The organism is Microbacterium sp. NPDC055683 (assembly GCF_053617895.1).
In genome coordinates, this window is record NZ_JBSHGQ010000029.1 from 20475 (window position 1) to 37082 (window position 16608).

Below are 16608 nucleotides of genomic sequence, written 5' to 3' on the forward strand. Positions count from 1 at the left end.
AGAGAGGTCAGATGACGGCGGGCACGCCCAGCAGGGGCCAGAGGAACACCGCGGCGACGAGCACGGTCGCGATGGCGAACGGGGCCACGAGGAGTGCGAAGGCCAGCAGTTCGCGACGGTCGAAGCACGCGACGCCCTCGACGTCGGAGAACAGGGCGACCGGCTTCGCCGACGACGTCAGCGTGAGGCAGAATCCGGCGGCCGCCGTCGAGGCGAGAGCGGCCGACGTCGGGTTCAGCCCGGCGGCCGCCGCGAGCGGGAGCACGACGGGCAGGAGCACCGTGGCGCGCGCCGACCGCGACGGCACGACGAGATGCGCTCCCGCCGAGACGAGCACGATCGCGAAGAGGGCGGCGAACGGGGTGCCGCCTCCCAGCGCCCCCAGCGCGGCGTCGGCGAGGCGATCGGCCGCGCCGGTCGAGACGAGGGCGGAGCCGAGCGCGAGCGTCGCGGCGAGGAACAGCAGGAGCGACCAGGGCACGGCGGCGAACGCGGGCTTGGGGGCGACGACGCCGACAGCCGGCAGCAGCACGGCAATGGCTCCCGCCATCGCCACGATCGCCGCGGGCAGCCCGTGCAGCGGCTCGGTCGCCCACAGCACGATGACGATGACGAGCACGGCGAGCGCGCGCCACTCGGCGGCGGAGGGGCGCACACCGTGCAACGACCGGTGGCGCGCGCGGAGGGCACGGGCGATCTCGGTGACGTCGACACGGCGATCCCGGCGCTCGAGGAAGCCGAAGAGCATCACCTCGGTCGCGACGGCGCAGGACACGAGAGCCACGGGCAGGCCGAGCGCCGCCCACAGCAGGAAGTCGACGCGGTCGCCCGTCGTGAGGCGGATGAGCTCGGCCGCGATGAGGTGCGCGCCGGCGCCGAGCAGCGACGCCATGGCGGAGAGGAGGATGACGGCGGGGAAGAGGAGCGAGAATCCGACCTGCAGCCGCCTGCTCGCGAGGGGCTGGGCGAGCCCGCGGAAGACGGGGACGGCCAGCGCCGCGCGGCCGCTCGTCGACGGCACGGCGAAGGCCGTGAGCACGAGCGCCGCCGTCGTCAGATGGGCCAGCGCGCGCACGGATCGTGCGCGGCCGATGAGAGCGGCGGCAGCGCGCTCCACGACACCCGACGACGTGAGGCCCGCCGCGAGCACGCACGAGCCGATGAGCAGCCAGACGGTGTCGTCTCCGAGAGCGGCGAGGAACCCGTCGGCGGGGAGCGCCCCCGCGAGCACGAGGGCGAGACCGGCGCCGATCGCGATGACCGTGTCGTCGACCCGCGTGAGCAGCCATCCCGCCGTCGCAGCGCCGAACACCGCCGCGACGGCGCGGCCGTCGTGGTCCCACCCGTCCGTCGCCAGCCAGGCGGCGATCGCCGCGGCGACGACACCGGCGGCACGGAGCGCGGGAGCGGCGATCCGGCGGGAGCGGGCGTCCCGGCGGGAGGGGGCGGTGCCGGCGGGGGCGGCGAGGGCTGCGGCGGACATGGAGACCACCCTGCCGACGCGCGCTAAGGCGCCCTCCAGGCCCGCGTGAGCGCGCTCTTACGGAGCGCGGGATGCTCTTAGAACAGGTCCTCGAGCTCGGCTCGCTCGCCCGTCGCGTCCGCGATCGCGAGGCGCGCGGCGAACCATCCGGCCATCCCGTGCACCCCCGGGCCGGGAGGCGTCGACTGCGAGGCGAGGTACACGCCGCGCACCGGCGTGCGCCAGGGTGCGGGGCTCAGCACGGGGCGCGCGAGCAGCTGGTCGACGGCGACGGACCCGCCCGCGAAGTCGCCCCCCACGGCGGACGGGTTGTACGCCTCGAGGTCCGTCGCCGTCGCCGAATGCGACGCGAGGACCCGGTCGCGGAAGCCGGGCGCGAACCGCTCGATCTGGCGTGTGATCGTCTCCGTCGCGTCGAACGTCGAGCCGTTCGGCACGTGGATGTAGCTCCACAGCACGTGCTTGCCCTTCGGTGCGCGGGTCGGGTCGAGCACGCTCGGCTGCACCGTGAGCACGTACGGGCGCTCCGAGATGCGGCCCTCCGCGACCGCGCGCTCGCTCGCCTCCATCTCGGGGCGCGTGCCGCCGACATGCACGGTCGGCGTCAGCCGCACATCCTCGTTCGCCCACGGGACGGGGCCGTCGAGGGCGAAGTCGACCTTCGCGGCGCCCGGACCGTATCGGAACGACCGGATGGCGCGTGCCCAGCGCTCGGGAACGCCCGGCAGCGTGAGCGCGAGGCGCGGCGCCGTGGCGAGCACGAGCACGTCGCCGCGCGCCGGATCGCCCCAGTCGAGATCGCGGAGGTCGTCGATGCGCCGCCCCGTCTCGATGACGCCGCCGTGCGCCCGCAGGTCGTCCGCGAGCGCGTCGGGCACGGCCTGCGCCCCTCCCACGGGGAACCCCCATCCGTCGGCGTGCGCCTGCGCCGCCAGCAGCAGACCGCCCGCCGCGGCCCCGACCGAGGGGATGACCGTGGTGAGGTGAGCCATGACGCCCGTGAGGAGCGCCTGCGCCTCCTCGGTGCGGAACGTCCGGCGCCCGAGCGCCGTGCCGAGCTCGAGCGCGCGCAGCCCGAACCGCGCGGCGACGATGGGATCCCTCGGGATCCTCAGCATCTGGTTGCCCGTGAAGTCGGACACCCCCGCGATCCGCCGTGCGAGTGGGCGCAGCACGGCCTTCCACGCGCGCGCATCGGGCCCGAGGGCGTCGGCGGTCCGCCGGATGTCGCGCCACGCGACAGCCGCGCGGTCCCCGTCGAGCGGCTGCGCGTACGACGCGTCCGGCACGATCCAGCCGACCTTCTCGCGCATGCCGAACGCCGCGAAGAACGGCGACGTGAACGCGGCGGGATGCACGGCGGAGCAGACGTCGTGACGGAACCCGGGGAGCGTCAGCTCCGCCGTGCGCGCGCCGCCGCCGATGCCCTCGTGCGCCTCGACGACGACGACGTCGAAGTCGGCGCGTGCGAGGGCGACCGCCGCCGCGAGCCCGTTGGGACCGCTGCCGATGACCGTCGCGCGCCGCCTCGCCATACGGCCATCCTGCCAGACGGGCGCCGCCGCGGAACCGTCAGACGAAGGCGCCGACCCCCGTGAGATCGCGGCCGATGAGGAGCGCCTGCACGCTCTCGGTGCCCTCGTACGTGTGAATCGCCTCGATGTCGGCGAGGTGCTGCATGACGCGGTACTCGAGGAGGATGCCGTTCCCGCCGAGCATGTCCCTCGCGGTCCGCGCGATGTCGCGCGCCGTGCGCGTGCAGTGGTACTTCGCGAGCGACGCCTGCGTCGGGCGCATCGCCCCCGCCGCCTCGAGGTCGGCGAGACGCCGCAGGTACAGCTGCATCGACGTGAGCTGCGCGAGCATCTGCGCGAGCCGCTCCTGCACCATCTGCGCGCGGGCGAGCGGACGGCCGAACTGCTCGCGCTGCCCGCTGTACGCGAGCGCCGCCTCGAAGCACGCCGTCGCATGCCCCAGGGCCGACCACGCCACCCCCGACCGCGTGGCGAACAGCACGCGCGACGTGTCGCGGAACGAGTGCGCTCCCGGGAGGACGGCGTCGAGCGGGAGCCGCACGCCCTCGAGACGGATGTGGGCCTGGTGGATGGCGCGCAGTGCGATCTTGCCCTCGATGACCGTGCCCGTGTAGCCCGGCGTCGCCTGCTCCACGAGGAAGCACCGCACGGCCCCGTGGTCGGCGTCGCCGGTGTCGTCCACGCGCGCCCACACGAAGGTGATCCCGCCCGAGGCCCCGTTGCCGATCCACTTCTTCGCGCCGTCGAGGACCCACCCGTCGCCGTGACGGCGTGCCGTCGTCTCGAGCGACGTCGAGTCGGAGCCGTGATCGGGCTCGGTGAGCGCGAAGGCGCCCAGCACCTCGCCGCGCAGCAGCGGTCCGAGCCAGCGCTCCTGCTGCGCGGCGCTCCCGAACAGCGCGAGGGTGCGCAGCGCGAGACCGCCCTGCACCGCGAGGACGGTGCCGAGCGAGCCGTCGTGCCGCGAGGTCTCCATGTTGACGAGGCCCGCCGCGAGCGGCGACATCGCGGGCACATCCGGATGGTCGACGCCGTCGGCGAGAAGGCCTGCGGCGCCGAGATCGGCGAGCACCTCGACGGGGTACTCGGCGCGGTCCCAGGCGGCGGCCATCCGCGGCGCGAGCCGCTCTCCGACCTCCCGCGCCCGCTGCCACGCGTCGCGATCCGCTCCCTCCACATCCGCGAAGACCCCGTAGTAGTCGGTGTCCAGAACCTGCGCGATGTCGTACGACGAGACCCGCTCGCCGGGGAGGTGCTCCGTTGCCATGGCCTCGATCGTAGGCAGGCGCCGCGGCGGCCATCCCCTAAGCTGGAGGAAGTCTTCAAAAGGAGCAGGGATGTTCATCGTCGCTTTGGTTCTCTTCCTCGCCGGGATCGCGCTCTTCGGCGTGGCGTTCATGGTGCCCGCCTTCCAGGCGCTGGTCTTCGTCGCGGGCATCCTGTGCGTGTGCCTCGCGATGGCGCTGCCGATGCACCTCAAGACCAAGTAGCACCCGCCTCCTCGACGAGCGGCCCCGGGAGACCGGGGCCGCTCTTCGCGTCTGCGGGGCCCGGTGACCGGGAGGGCGCGCAGGGGAGAACCTCCGCACGGTAGTAGGCTTGAGGCTCGGTCGAGATATCTCGACGTCGAGACGTTTCCACGCGTCTTGTCCCGTGGCCCCATCGAAGGAATGCAACGTGGATCTGTACGAGTACCAGGCACGAGACCTTTTCGAGAAGTACGAGGTGCCGGTGCTCGCCGGCATCGTCGCGGACACCCCCGAGGAGGTGAAGGCGGCAGCCGAGAAGATCGGCGGCGTCGTGGTGGTCAAGGCCCAGGTCAAGACCGGAGGCCGCGGCAAGGCCGGCGGCGTCAAGGTCGCGAAGACCCCCGACGAGGCCTATGAGGCGGCCAAGGCCATCCTCGGCCTCGACATCAAGGGCCACGTGGTCCAGCGCGTCATGGTCGCGCAGGGCGCCGACATCGCCCGCGAGTTCTACTTCTCGGTCCTCCTCGACCGCTCCAACCGCTCCTACCTGTCGCTCGCGAGCGTCGAGGGCGGCATGGAGATCGAGCAGCTCGCCGTCGAGAAGCCCGAGGCGCTCGCGCGCGTCGAGGTGAACCCGCTGACCGGCATCGACAAGGACAAGGCGATCGAGATCGCCCGGGCCGGCGGATGGGACGAGGACCTCGTCGAGAAGGTCGCCGACGTCTTCGTGAAGCTCTACGCCGTGTACACGGGCGAGGGCGCGACCCTCGTCGAGGTGAACCCGCTCGTGCTCACGGGCGCCGGCGACATCGTCGCGCTCGACGGCAAGGTGTCGCTCGACGACAACGCCAGCGAGGTGCGCCACCCCGAGCACGAGGAGCTCGAGGACAAGGGTGCGGCCGACCCGCTCGAGGCGAAGGCCAAGGAGTCGGGTCTCAACTACGTCAAGCTCGACGGCCAGGTCGGCATCATCGGCAACGGCGCGGGCCTCGTCATGTCGACGCTCGACGTCGTCGCCTACGCGGGCGAGAACCACGGCGGCGTGAAGCCCGCCAACTTCCTCGACATCGGAGGCGGCGCGAACGCGCAGGTGATGGCCAACGGCCTCGACGTCATCCTCGGCGACGAGCAGGTCAAGAGCGTCTTCGTCAACGTCTTCGGCGGCATCACGTCGTGCGTCGCCGTCGCGGAGGGCATCGTCAAGGCGCTCGAGATCCTCGGCGACCACGCCACGAAGCCCCTCGTCGTGCGTCTCGACGGGAACCAGGTCGAGGAGGGCCGCGCCATCCTCCAGGCCGCGAACCACCCGCTCGTCACGCTCGCGGCGGGCATGGACGAGGGCGCCGACAAGGCCGCCGAGCTGGCGAACGCCTGAGACGGAAGAGGACACAGGGACATGTCGATCTACCTCAACAAGGACTCCAAGGTCATCGTCCAGGGCATCACGGGCGGTGAGGGCACGAAGCACACGGCCCTCATGCTCAAGGCCGGGACGAACATCGTCGGCGGCGTGAACGCGCGCAAGGCCGGCACCACCGTCACGCACGAGAAGCCCGGCGCCGGCGAGGTCGAGCTGCCGGTCTTCGGCTCCGTCGCCGAGGCCATCGAGAAGACGGGCGCCGACGTGTCGATCGCGTTCGTGCCGCCCGCCTTCACGAAGGCCGCCATGATCGAGGCCATCGACGCCGGCATCGGCCTGCTCGTCGTCATCACCGAGGGCGTGCCCGTCGGAGACACCGCCGAGGCGTGGGCGTACGCGATCGAGAAGGGCAACAAGACCCGCATCATCGGCCCGAACTGCCCCGGCATCATCACGCCGGGCGAGTCGCTCGTCGGCATCACGCCCGCGAACATCACGGGCAAGGGCCCCATCGGCCTGGTGTCGAAGTCGGGCACGCTGACGTACCAGATGATGTTCGAGCTGCGCGACCTCGGCTTCTCGACCGCCATCGGCATCGGCGGCGACCCCATCATCGGCACGACGCACATCGACGCGCTCGCCGCCTTCGAGGCGGACCCCGAGACGAAGGCGATCGTCATGATCGGCGAGATCGGCGGCGACGCCGAGGAGCGCGCGGCCGACTTCATCAAGGCGAACGTCACGAAGCCCGTCGTCGGCTACGTCGCGGGCTTCACGGCCCCCGAGGGCAAGACGATGGGTCACGCGGGGGCCATCGTGTCGGGCTCCGCCGGCACGGCGCAGGCCAAGAAGGAGGCCCTCGAGGCCGCCGGCGTCAAGGTCGGCAAGACGCCGAGCGAGACGGCCGCCCTCATGCGCGAGATCATCGAGCAGCTGTAGCGCTCAGCGCGTCGCTTCCGCGACCGCACGCCGCGAGCCGCCCCCGGGATCCGTTCCCGGGGGCGGCTCGCGGCGTGTCGTCCCGCTTCGCCCGCGGGGCGACCGGGGCCGGGGCTCCTACTCCGGCTTCCGTGCGCGCGAAGGCTGCACGCGCGGGGGCTCTCCCGGCATCTTCGGGAAATCGGGCGGGAACGGCAGCTCGCCGAGCCCGTCGGCGAGGTCGCGCTCCCACCACTCCAGCAGCGTGTCGATCCGGGCCGGGGAGGCGGCGAACCCCTCCCAGGGATCGCCGACGGCGGCGAGGCGCTCCGGAACCGACCGCACCGTGAACGCGTGCGGGTCGACTCCGTCGAGCTCGTCCCACGTGATCGGCGTCGACACCGTCGCCTGCGCCACCGGCCGGGGGCTGTAGGCGCCGGCCATCGTCCGGTCGCGGTTGGCCTGGTTGAAGTCGACGAAGATGCGCGCTCCGCGCTCCTCCTTCCACCAGCTCGTGGTGACCTCCGACGGCATCCGGCGCTCCAGCTCGCGTGCGGCGGCGATGACGGCGTGTCGCACGTCGAGGAACTCCCACCGCGGCTCGATGGGGCAGAACAGGTGGATGCCGCGGTTGCCGCTCGTCTTGATCCACGACGCCAGCCCCGCCTCATCGAGCACGGCGCGCATGCCGTGCGCGGCGCGCGCGGCGTCCGGGAACCCCGTCCCCGGCTGCGGGTCGAGGTCGATCCGCAGCTCCACGGGATGGTCGGCGTCGGACGCGAGCGACGCCCACGGATGGAAGACGACGGTGTTCATCTGCGTGGCCCAGACGATCGCGGCGGGCTCCGTGAGGACGAGCTGCGGATGGCGGCGCCCGCTGTTGTACGTCACGGTCACCGCCTCCACGTAGTCGGGAGCGCCCTTGGGCGGGTTCTTGGAGAAGAAGCTCTCGCCCTCGACGGAGTCGGAGAACCGCTCCAGCGACACGGGACGGTTCCCGTTGTGGGCGAGGAACGGCCCCGACACGGCGATGAGGTACTCCGCGAGCTCGCGCTTCGTCACGCCGACCTCGGGCCACAGCACGCGGTCGGGGCTCGACAGGCTGATCTCGCGCGGGCCGTGCGGCCCCGTGACCGTGAGCGGGATGCGGGGCGACGCCATCACGCCTCCCCGAAGCCCGACTCGACGAGCGCGCGCACGACGTCGATGGCGCGGTCCGCGTCAGGGCCCTCCGCGGTCACGTCGATGACATCGCCCTTGCGCGCCCCGAGCGCCATGAGCCCGACGAGGCTGCGTCCGTCCACCGCGGGGCGCGTCGCCGTCCCGATGCGCACGACGGCGTCGACATCGCGGAGCGCGCTCGCGAGCGCCGCCGCCGGCCGCGCGTGCAGGCCGATCTCGTTCGTCAGCGCGAACGACTCCGAGCGGCCGGGTGCCGAGGCGGCGGGTTCCGGCTCGTCCGCATCGGCGCCGAGGTGCCGCAGCTTGGCGTCGAGCGCCCGCCGCGCCTCCCGCTCGACCTCGAGCAGCGTGCCGCCGGCAGCCGCGCGGGCCAAGGCGGCGACGAGCCCCTCGACGAGCGGGGCGGCGGCGAGCCGCACCTCTCCGCGTGGGGCGGCGAGGTCGAGCGCGAGCTCCGACGAGAGGATGGCCGAGCCCAGGTCGGTGAAGACGAGGGTGCCGTCGGGGGAGGAGACCTCGTCGATCGCGGCCGCGATGAGCGCGGCGTCCGTGCCCGTCGCGCCGCCGGCCGTCCCCGCGGCGACACGGAGCTCGAGCGGGGCTCCTTGCGCCATCTCCGCCGCGAGCGCGACGGCGGCCTCGGCGAGCGCGACACTGTGGGAGACGACGACGAACGAGATCACGACGTCTCCTCCGCGCCCCGGCCGACCGCGTCATCGAGGGCGGCGAACAGCAGCGCCGTCGACTCCGATCCCGGATCGACGTGGCCCGCGCTCCGTTCGCCGAGGTAGCTCGCGCGGCCCTTGCGCGCGATGAGCGGGGCGGTGGCGGCGCTCGCCTCGCGCGCGGCGTCGGCGGCAGCCCTGCTCGCCGCCGGCACGTCATCGGATGCGGTCTCGAAGGCGGCGACGGCGGGGGTGAGCGCGTCGACCATCGTCTTGTCTCCGGGCTCCGCCTTGCCGCGGGCGACGACGCCGTCGAGTCCCGCCCGCAGCGCGGCGGCGAACGCCGCGCCGTCGAGGGTCGCGACCTGCCCCGCCGCGGCGCCGAAGCGCAGGAAGAACGTGCCGTAGAGGGGGCCGCTCGCGCCGCCCACGGTCGACACCAGCGCCATCCCCGTCGTGGTGCCGAACGCCTCCGCTGTGGCGGGCGGCGCGGCCGCCAGGCGTTCCGTCGCGGCAGTCGTCCCGCGCGCCATGTTCGCCCCGTGATCGGCGTCGCCGATGGCGGAGTCGAGGGCGGTCAGGCGCTCCTCGTCGGCGACGACGCGATCGCGGAACAGCTCCACCCAGCGGACGAGAGCGTCGAGGTCCACGGCCATCCTCAACGCCCCCACCGCAGCGCCGGCGTCTCGACGGGCGCATCCCACAGCGAGAGCAGCTCGTCGTCGGCGGCGAGCAGCGTGAGCGAGCACCCCGCCATGTCGAGCGACGTGATGTAGTCGCCCACGAGCGTCCGGGCGACGACCACACCCGCCCGCTCGAGGAGCGCGGCGACCTCGCCGTACATGAGGTACAACTCGATCAGCGGCGAGCCGCCCATGCCGTTCAGCATCGCGATGACCGGCCCAGAGCGGAAGTCGCGGTCGGCGAGAACGGGATCGACGAGCATCCGCGCGATCTCGCGCGCGGGGGCCAGCGGAACGCGGTGCCGGCCTGGCTCGCCGTGGATGCCGATGCCGATCTCTATCTCGTCGTCGCCGATCTCGAACGTGGGGCGGCCCGCCGCCGGCACGGTGCCGCTCGTGAGGGCCATCCCCATCGAGCGTCCCGATGCCGAGACCTTCTCGGCGATGCGGACGACCTCGTCGAGCGGACGGCCCTCCTCCGCCGCGGCGCCCGCGATCTTCTCCAGCAGCACCGTGAGCCCCACGCCGCGACGGCCGGCCGTGTACGTCGAGTCCTCGACCGCGACATCGTCGTGGACGAGGACGGAGGCCACGCGCGTGCCCGACGCCTCGGCGAGCTCGGCGGCCATCTCGAAGTTCATGACGTCGCCCGTGTAGTTCTTGACGATGTGGAGGACGCCGCCGCCCGCATCGGCCGCCGTCGTCGCCGCGAGGATCGGTTCCGGCGTGGGCGAGGTGAACACCTCGCCGGCGACCGCGGCGTCGAGCATCCCGAAGCCGACGTACCCGCCGTGGAGGGGCTCGTGGCCGGAGCCTCCGCCCGAGACGAGCGCCACCCGCCCCGGCTCCTTCTGCGCCGCGCGGAGCACCACGCGGTGATCCGCGTCGATCCGCAGCGACGGATGGGCCGCCGCCATCCCCGCGAGCGCGTCGGGCACGACCGCCGCGACCTCGCCGATGAGTTTCTTCATGGGGTGCCCCCTTGCGATCGATGCCCCGCCCGTACGCCTCACTATCGGCAGGCCCGCGCAGGAGTGTCAAGGGGCGCGGCCGGATGTGCACGGCGAGCGCCCCCTGCCCTCCGCCGCGTCGTAGGCTCGTGCCATGCCGCTTCAGGGAGAGTACGCACCGAGCACGTCGCAATGGGCCCGCGAGCAGGCGGAGGCCTTCGAGTCCTCCGGCGGGACGGAGGCCGCTGTCCTCCCCGGGACGGACTGGCCCATCATCGTCCTCACGAACAAGGGCGCGCAGAGCGGGAAGCTGTACAAGACCGCGCTCATGCGCGTCGAGAACGAGGGCCGCTACGCCGTCGTCGCCTCGAAGGGCGGCGCCCCGAAGCCTCCCGTCTGGTACCACAACGTCGTCGCGAACCCGCACGTCGAGCTGCAGGACGGGGCGGACCGCCGCGACTACCTCGCCCGCGAGCTCGACGTCGACTCCGACGAGTACGCCCAGTGGTGGGACCGCGCCGTCGCCGCCTACCCGCCGTACGCCGAGTACCAGGAGAAGACGTCGCGCCGCATCGCCGTGTTCGTGCTGGAGCCGTTCGAGGCGTAACCGGCCGACAGCGGCGCGGGGCCGGGGAACTCGCACCGCGCGCGGGTAGGGTCGATGCGCCATGCACCGGATCCTCATCGCCCTGCTCGCCGCGTTCGATGCCCTCGTGGCGGCGCTCGCCGGTCTCGCGGTCGCCCTGGCGCCCCTCACCCTGCTCTGGGCGCTGACGCTGGGGACCGGCGCCGACTGGTCGGCCCTGTGGCCCGCAGCCGCCCGCATCTGGCAGCTGGGCAATCTCGTCCCGCTGTCCGTCGCCCTCGACGACGACGCGATCGTCGCGCTCGGCCTGCCCGACGACGGCGGCACGTTCGGCCTCTCGCTCGCGCCCCTCGCGTTCGCCGTGTTCTCCGTCCTCTTCGCGGCACGATCCGGACGCCGCGCGGTGCGCAGCGGAGCAGGCGCCACGGGGGTGCTCGCCGGGATCGCGGCGACCGCCGCCGTCGCCGCCGCCGTGCAGCTCACCTCCGCGACCGCCGTCGTCACGGCCGAGACCTGGCAGGCCGTCGTGCTGCCCGTCGCCGTCTACGGGGCGGGGGCCGTCGCCGGGGCCTGGGCCGAGGGATGGGCGGAGGGCGACGGCGGCCTCGTCGACGCCGTGCGGGCGCGCGTGGACGCGTGGCCCTCGAAGTGGCGGGAAGTGCCGTCGCTCGCCGTGCGCGGGGCCGCGGTCGCGGTGACGGGGGCCGTCGGCGCTTCGGCGATCGCCGTCGTCGTGTCGGCGGTGCTCCGGGCCGACGAGGTCGTCGCCCTCTTCGAACGCGCGCAGGCCGACGCGCTGGGGGCGACGGCCATCGCGCTCGCGCAGCTCGCATACGTGCCCACGCTGATCGGATGGGCCCTCGCGTGGGTCGCGGGGCCCGGATTCGCGATCGGCGCGGGAACGGCCGTGTCGCCCGCCGGCACGCAGCTCGGTGTCGTCCCCGGCATCCCCGCGCTGGGGCTGCTCCCCGAGCAGGGGTCGCCCTGGCTCCTCCTCGTGCTGCTCGCGCCCGTCGCCGCGGGCGCGGCGGCGGGATGGCTCGCGCGGTCGCTCCTCGTCGCGGAGTGGCGGATCGACCCTCCCGAGCAGCCCGAGTACGCGAACGAGGCGCCGCGCGAGCCGGTCTCGCCGCGGCTCGTCCTCGCCCTCGCGATCGCCGCGCTGTCGGGCGCGGCCGCCGCGCTCGTCGCCGTCGTCACATCCGGGTCGATGGGGCCGGGCCGCCTGGCCGCCGTGGGCGCGGATCCCGGCCCCGTCGCGCTCGCCGTGGGCCTCGAGGTGCTCGTGGGCGCGGCCATCCTCCTGCTCGCGCCGCGCTCGCGCGCGGCGGCGGGGGATGAGGCGGAGCCGGACGCGGCGGAGCGCGATGCGGCGGACAGGGGGCTGAGCGGCGCGCCGCTAGACTAGGCGCGTGCTCTCGGTCGCCGTCCTCATCTCTGGCACCGGTTCGAACCTCCGCGCCCTCCTCGACGCCGCCGCCGAACCCGGATTCCCCGCCCGCATCGTCGCCGTCGGCGCCGACCGCGACGCCGAGGGCCTCGCGCACGCGACGCACTTCGGGATCCCGACGTTCACCGTCCCCTTCCGCGCGTTCGCCACGCGCGAGGAGTGGGGCGAGGCCCTCGCCGGACGGCTGCGCGAGGTGGGAGCGGACCTCGTCGTCCTGAGCGGGCTCATGCGCCTTCTGCCCGGTGCGCTCGTCGACGAGTTCGCGCCGCGCCTCATCAACACGCATCCCGCGTTCCTGCCCGAGTTCCCCGGTGCGCACGGCGTGCGCGATGCGCTCGCCGCCGGCGTCGACGAGACGGGTGCGAGCGTGATCATCGTCGACAGCGGGGTGGACTCCGGCCCGATCCTCGCGCAGGAGCGCGTGCCCGTGCTGCCCGGCGACGACGAGGAGACGCTGCACGACCGCATCAAGCCCGTCGAGCGGCGGCTTCTCATCGACGTCGTCCGCCGCGTCGCGGACGGCTCCCTCGACCTCGAGTCCCCGGCGCCCTGACGCCAGATCCCCGCAACACCGAGAAGGAGCCATCCATGGCCGGCCCTCGCCACGACAGCTCGCTCTACCGCGAGCGCGACATCGTCCCCATCCGCCGTGCGCTCGTCTCGGTGAGCGACAAGACCAACCTGCTGCAGCTCGCCGAGGCTCTCGCGGCCGCGGGCGTCGAGATCGTGTCGACCGGCTCCACGGCGGCGACCATCCGCGACGCCGGCCATGCCGTGACCGACGTCTCGAGCGTGACGGGCTTCCCCGAGTCGCTCGACGGGCGCGTCAAGACGCTGCACCCGAGTGTGCACGCGGGCCTGCTCGCCGACCTCCGCCTCGAGGACCACGAGCGCCAGCTCGGCGAGCTCGGCATCGCGCCGTTCGACCTCGTCGTGGTCAACCTCTACCCGTTCGTCGAGACCGTGCGCTCGGGAGCCGAGGGCGACGACGTGGTCGAGCAGATCGACATCGGCGGGCCCGCCATGGTCCGCGCCTCCGCGAAGAACCACGCCAACGTCGCGATCGTCGTGTCGCCGGAGTCGTACGGCGCCGTCATCGAGGCCGTCGCCGCGGGAGGGACGTCGCTCTCGCAGCGCCGTGAGCTCGCCGCGCGCGCGTTCGCGCACACGGCCGCGTACGACACCGCCGTCGCGGCGTGGTTCGCGGAGGGCACGATCGGCAGCGAGACCGAGCTGCCCGAGCACCTCACGATCAAGGCCGAGAAGCTCGGCGACCTCCGCTACGGCGAGAACTCGCACCAGCGCGCGGCGCTGTACTCGCGCGTGGGCGGCCACGGCATCGCCCAGGCGACGCAGCTGCAGGGCAAGGAGATGTCCTACAACAACTACGTCGACGCCGATGCCGCGCTGCGCGCCGCGTACGACTACGTCAAGCCCGCCGTCGCGATCATCAAGCACGCCAACCCGTGCGGCATCGCGGTCACCGCGCCGAACGCGCTCGACCCCATCGCGAGCGCGCACCTGCGCGCCCACGAGTGCGACCCGCTCTCTGCGTTCGGCGGCGTCATCGCGGCGAACCGGCCGGTCACGCTGAAGATGGCCGAGAACCTGCGCGACATCTTCACCGAGGTCGTCGTCGCTCCCGACTTCGAGCCCGCGGCGCTCGAGGTGCTGAAGGCCAAGAAGAACCTGCGCCTGCTCAAGCTGCCCGCCGACTGGAAGCAGGAGGAGATGGACGTCCGGCTCGTGTCGGGCGGTCTGCTGCTGCAGGACGCCGACCGGTTCCCCGACGACATCGAGTCGGTCGCGAAGGGCTGGGAGCTCGTCTCCGGCGAACGCCCGTCCGACGACGAGATGCACGACTTCATCTTCGCGTGGAAGACGTGCCGCGCCGTCAAGTCGAACGCCATCGTCCTCGCGAAGGACTCCGCGACGGTCGGCGTGGGCATGGGCCAGGTCAACCGCGTCGACTCCTGCAAGCTCGCGGTCGAGCGGGCCGGCGGTCGCGCAGCCGGGTCGATCGCGGCATCCGACGCGTTCTTCCCGTTCTCCGACGGCCCCGAGGTGCTCATCAACGCCGGGGTGCGCGCGATCATCCAGCCCGGCGGATCCGTTCGCGACGAGGAGACCATCGAGCTCGCCCGCGCGAACGGCGTGACGATGTTCTTCACGGGAGAGCGCCACTTCTTCCACTGAGACGCGTCCGCTGCGAGCCGGCCGGGATCCCCGGCCGGCTCGCGGCGTGTCCGGGGCCGGCACCAGCCACCGCGATGTCCGAAAACCGCGAGCCGAGGGCCATCCGCCGTGTCAGGCTGAGGGCATGAGCCCCGACATGACCTTCGCCGAGCGATACCGTGCGATCTCGTCGCGCGATGCCCGCTTCGACGGATGGTTCGTGACGGCCGTGCGCTCGACGGGCATCTACTGCCGCCCCAGCTGCCCCGCGCGCACGCCGAAGGAGGCCAACGTCACCTTCTACCCGACGAGCGCCGCAGCGCACGAGGCCGGCTACCGTGCCTGCAAGCGCTGCCTTCCCGAAGCCGCACCGGGGTCGCCGGAGTGGAACCTCCGCGCCGATGTCGTCGGGCGCGCCATGCGCCTCATCGCCGACGGCGTCGTCGAGCGCGAGGGCGTCGCCGGCCTGTCGGCACGACTCGGCTACTCCTCGCGCCACCTGGGCCGCCTGCTCGCGGCCGAGCTCGGCGCGGGGCCCCTGGGGCTCGCCCGTGCTCAGCGCGCCCACACCGCCCGCATGCTCCTCGTCGGCACGGACCTCCGCGCCGCCGACGTCGCGTTCTCCGCCGGGTTCGCGAGCGTCCGCCAGTTCAACGACACGGTCCGCGAGGTCTTCGGGATGACGCCGACCGCCCTCCGCTCGACGCGGCGCGGCGCCGACGCGCCGGCCGGCATCTCGCTCGTGCTCCCCGTCCGGGAGCCCTTCGACCACGCCGGGCTGTTCTCGTGGATGGCCGCGCGCACGCTCGCGGGCGTCGAGGAGGGCGATCAGGCCTCCTTCTCCCGCACCGTGCGCCTCCCCGGCGGGGCCGCGTGGTTCCGCCTCTCCTTCGACGGACGCCTGCGTCTCGATGCGCGACTCGAGAGCCTCGGCGACCTCGCGACCCTCGTCGCCCGCGTCCGCCGCCTGTTCGACCTCGACGCCGACCCCGTCGGCATCGACGCGTCCCTCGCCATCCACCCGGAGATCGCGCCCCTCGTCGTCGCCCGGCCGGGCATGCGCCTGCCCGGCGTCGCCGATCCGCACGAGATGCTCATCCGCGCCATGGTGGGCCAGCAGATCTCCGTCGCCGCGGCCCGCACCCATCTCACACGGCTCGTCGCCGACCTCGGCGAGGAGATCGAGCTCGGCGGCGTGCGCGGGCGGCTGTTCCCGACCATGTCGGCCGTCGCATCGCACGGTGCGGAGGTCCTGCGCGGACCCGCCGCCCGCATCAGGGCGATCGTCGAGGCGGCGGAGTCGCTCGCCTCCGGAGCGCTCCCGCTCACGGCTGCCGACGATCCCGCCGAGCAGCGCGCCGCACTCCTCGCCCTGCGCGGGGTGGGGGAGTGGACGGCCGACTACGTGGGGATGCGGGTGCTCGGCGCGCCCGACGTGCTCCTCCCCGGCGACGTCGCCCTGCGCACGGGCGCCGCAGCCCGCGGGCTCCCCGCCGATCCGCGCGCCCTCGTCGCCTGGGCGCAGCGCGCCGCCCCCTGGCGCTCCTACCTCTCGATGCACCTCTGGCGCGCCGCGCTCGACGCGCCGCGCACGCCCCGTCCGAAGGAGACCCCCGCATGACCGCCGTCCTCGAGACCCTCGACACCCCCGACGGGCCCTTCACGGTGCTGGCCGACGCCGACGGCGCCGTGCTCGCCTCCGGATGGACCGGCGACCCGGCCGCCGTCGTCGCGCGCGTCCATGCGGCGATCCGGCCGTCGCACGTCGCGACGGGGTCCGTCGCCGCGGCCGCCGCCGTTCGCGCGTACTACGAGGGGGACCTCGCCGCGATCGATTCCGTGCCGGTGCATCAGCACGGCACCCCGCTGCAGCGGGCGGGATGGGGCGCGCTGCGCGGCATCGCACCCGGTTCGCCGCTCACGTACACGGGATTCGCCACCGCGCTCGGCTCTCCCTCCGCGGTCCGCGCTGCGGCATCGATCTGCGCCCGCAACGCCCCCGCCCTGTTCGTGCCGTGCCATCGCGTCCTCCGCGGCGACGGCAGCATGGGCGGCTTCGCCTGGGGGGTCGACGTCAAGCGCGCGCTGCTCGCGCGCGAGGCCGGTCACATCGCGTCATCCGACGTGCCGACGGCGTCGACGCGCCCGTAGC

The 16608-nt window shown here is 73.6% G+C and carries 16 protein-coding genes; 9 read left to right on the top strand and 7 right to left on the bottom strand.

What is annotated here, in order from left to right; genetic code table 11:
* Positions 1-7: 7 nt before the first annotated feature.
* From ACWGPF_RS11830 to ACWGPF_RS11840, 3 genes are all read right to left on the bottom strand, one after another.
* Entirely contained in the window at positions 8-1483 is a 1476-nt protein-coding gene (locus ACWGPF_RS11830) for an SLC13 family permease (protein ID WP_452333012.1), read from the bottom strand.
* A 77-nt stretch (positions 1484-1560) separates the two neighbouring features.
* Entirely contained in the window at positions 1561-3018 is a 1458-nt protein-coding gene (locus ACWGPF_RS11835) for a phytoene desaturase family protein (protein ID WP_452333013.1), read from the bottom strand.
* Between the two features lie 37 nt (positions 3019-3055).
* Positions 3056-4285 carry an acyl-CoA dehydrogenase family protein gene (locus ACWGPF_RS11840; protein ID WP_452333014.1) on the bottom strand — a complete coding sequence of 410 codons (1230 nt, stop codon included), beginning with the start codon at positions 4283-4285 and terminating at the stop codon, positions 3056-3058.
* A gap of 70 nt (positions 4286-4355) precedes the next feature.
* On the opposite strand from ACWGPF_RS11840, the gene ACWGPF_RS11845 reads away from it, so the two are divergent.
* The 3 genes from ACWGPF_RS11845 to sucD all read left to right on the top strand — a co-directional run bounded on the left by ACWGPF_RS11845 (position 4356) and on the right by sucD (position 6786).
* Positions 4356-4508: a hypothetical protein gene (locus ACWGPF_RS11845; protein ID WP_345441698.1), complete on the top strand. Its 153-nt coding sequence runs from the start codon at positions 4356-4358 to the stop codon at positions 4506-4508.
* A gap of 187 nt (positions 4509-4695) precedes the next feature.
* A complete protein-coding gene (gene sucC / locus ACWGPF_RS11850; protein ID WP_452333015.1) occupies positions 4696-5862 on the top strand; it encodes an ADP-forming succinate--CoA ligase subunit beta in 1167 nt (388 codons plus the stop codon).
* A gap of 21 nt (positions 5863-5883) precedes the next feature.
* The gene (gene sucD / locus ACWGPF_RS11855) at positions 5884-6786 is read left to right on the top strand and encodes a succinate--CoA ligase subunit alpha (protein WP_345441704.1); all 903 of its coding nucleotides are present in this window, start codon (positions 5884-5886) and stop codon (positions 6784-6786) included.
* A gap of 117 nt (positions 6787-6903) precedes the next feature.
* On the opposite strand, the gene ligD is transcribed toward sucD, so the two are convergent.
* Genes ligD through dhaK form a run of 4 tightly spaced genes read right to left on the bottom strand, consistent with a single transcriptional unit; the run spans position 6904 to position 10266 of the window.
* Positions 6904-7926 carry a non-homologous end-joining DNA ligase gene (ligD, locus tag ACWGPF_RS11860; protein ID WP_452333016.1) on the bottom strand — a complete coding sequence of 341 codons (1023 nt, stop codon included), beginning with the start codon at positions 7924-7926 and terminating at the stop codon, positions 6904-6906.
* Complete coding sequence (locus ACWGPF_RS11865) at positions 7926-8630, bottom strand: HPr family phosphocarrier protein (RefSeq protein WP_452333017.1); 705 nt, start codon at positions 8628-8630, stop codon at positions 7926-7928. Before ACWGPF_RS11865 ends, ligD begins: the two co-directional genes overlap by 1 nt.
* Entirely contained in the window at positions 8627-9268 is a 642-nt protein-coding gene (dhaL, locus tag ACWGPF_RS11870; RefSeq protein WP_452333018.1) for a dihydroxyacetone kinase subunit DhaL, read from the bottom strand. Before dhaL ends, ACWGPF_RS11865 begins: the two co-directional genes overlap by 4 nt.
* A gap of 2 nt (positions 9269-9270) precedes the next feature.
* Positions 9271-10266, bottom strand: coding sequence for a dihydroxyacetone kinase subunit DhaK (gene dhaK / locus ACWGPF_RS11875; RefSeq protein ID WP_452333019.1), 996 nt, complete (start codon positions 10264-10266; stop codon positions 9271-9273).
* 133 nt (positions 10267-10399) lie between these two features.
* Between dhaK and ACWGPF_RS11880 the strand changes: the two genes are divergently transcribed.
* From ACWGPF_RS11880 to ACWGPF_RS11905, 6 genes are all read left to right on the top strand, one after another.
* Positions 10400-10852 carry a nitroreductase family deazaflavin-dependent oxidoreductase gene (locus ACWGPF_RS11880; protein WP_452333020.1) on the top strand — a complete coding sequence of 151 codons (453 nt, stop codon included), beginning with the start codon at positions 10400-10402 and terminating at the stop codon, positions 10850-10852.
* Between the two features lie 61 nt (positions 10853-10913).
* A complete protein-coding gene (locus ACWGPF_RS11885; protein WP_452333021.1) occupies positions 10914-12239 on the top strand; it encodes a cell division protein PerM in 1326 nt (441 codons plus the stop codon).
* 4 nt (positions 12240-12243) lie between these two features.
* Positions 12244-12834 carry a phosphoribosylglycinamide formyltransferase gene (gene purN, locus ACWGPF_RS11890; RefSeq protein ID WP_452333022.1) on the top strand — a complete coding sequence of 197 codons (591 nt, stop codon included), beginning with the start codon at positions 12244-12246 and terminating at the stop codon, positions 12832-12834.
* A gap of 35 nt (positions 12835-12869) precedes the next feature.
* Positions 12870-14477 (top strand): bifunctional phosphoribosylaminoimidazolecarboxamide formyltransferase/IMP cyclohydrolase, encoded by a 1608-nt coding sequence (purH, locus tag ACWGPF_RS11895; protein WP_452333023.1) that lies wholly within the window; start codon positions 12870-12872, stop codon positions 14475-14477.
* A 124-nt stretch (positions 14478-14601) separates the two neighbouring features.
* Positions 14602-16077, top strand: a complete 1476-nt coding sequence (locus ACWGPF_RS11900; RefSeq protein WP_452333024.1) for a DNA-3-methyladenine glycosylase 2 family protein — start codon at positions 14602-14604, stop codon at positions 16075-16077.
* Positions 16074-16607 (top strand): methylated-DNA--[protein]-cysteine S-methyltransferase, encoded by a 534-nt coding sequence (locus ACWGPF_RS11905; protein WP_452333025.1) that lies wholly within the window; start codon positions 16074-16076, stop codon positions 16605-16607. Before ACWGPF_RS11900 ends, ACWGPF_RS11905 begins: the two co-directional genes overlap by 4 nt.
* Position 16608 lies beyond the last annotated feature (1 nt).